The 909-nt window shown below is 63.7% G+C and carries 1 protein-coding gene; it reads left to right on the forward strand.

The annotated features are described in order from the left end of the window. Window positions 1-909, forward strand: a 909-nt coding sequence (locus BRAO375_RS23260) for an integrase core domain-containing protein (protein WP_035641777.1), incomplete at both ends; no start/stop codon positions are given.

Below are 909 nucleotides of genomic sequence, written 5' to 3' on the forward strand. Positions count from 1 at the left end.
GCGCAAGATCCGTGAGCTCCTGATCAAGCGGCTCGACGGCGATGTCAGGATTCCGGCTAAAAGCACCATTCACGCGGTCCTCGATCGCCAGGGGCTCGTCAAGCGCGGCGGCGGGCCGCGCCACCGCGCGCGCGGCACGCCGCTATCCGCGGGCGCTGGACCCAATGACCTGTGGTGCGCCGACTTCAAGGGCGAGTTCAAGCTTGGCAATGGCCGGTACTGCTATCCGCTGACCGTCACCGACCACGCCTCACGGTTCCTGCTGCTCTGCGAGGCGCTGGACTCAACGCGCGAAGACCCTGCCATTACCGCCTTCGAACGGCTGTTCCGCGAGCGCGGACTGCCGCTGGCCATCCGCTCCGACAACGGCGTGCCGTTTGCCAGCCCCAACGCTCTGTTCAATCTCTCAAAGCTCTCGGTGTGGTGGCTCAGGCTCGGCATCGCCATCGAGCGCATCAAGCCAGGCCATCCACAGCAGAACGGTCGCCATGAGCGGATGCATCTCACCCTCAAGAAGGAGGCCACGCGTCCGCCAGGGTTCAATAGCCTCCAGCAGCAGGATCGCTTCGACAGCTTCCTGCGCGAGTTCAATGAGGAGCGGCCGCATGAGGCTCTCGACATGAAGCGCCCGGCCGACCTCTACACAGCCTCAACGCGGCGCTACGACGGCCTGCCCGAGTTGGCCTATCCCTTCCATGATCGCGACGTCGTCGTCACCTCCTGCGGCCGCCTCTGCCTGCACCGCAAGAGGATCAACATTTCCCTGGTCCTGGCCGGCCAGAAACTCGGCATCAAGGAAGTCGACGAGGGCATTTGGCTCGTCAGCTTCATGCACTATGATCTCGGATATTTCGACTTGGAGCAGAAGACCCTGCAACCCCTCGACAACCCGTTCGGCACGAGGTTGTC

This window comes from Bradyrhizobium sp. ORS 375, assembly GCF_000239775.1.
Taxonomy (GTDB): Bacteria; Pseudomonadota; Alphaproteobacteria; order Rhizobiales; family Xanthobacteraceae; genus Bradyrhizobium.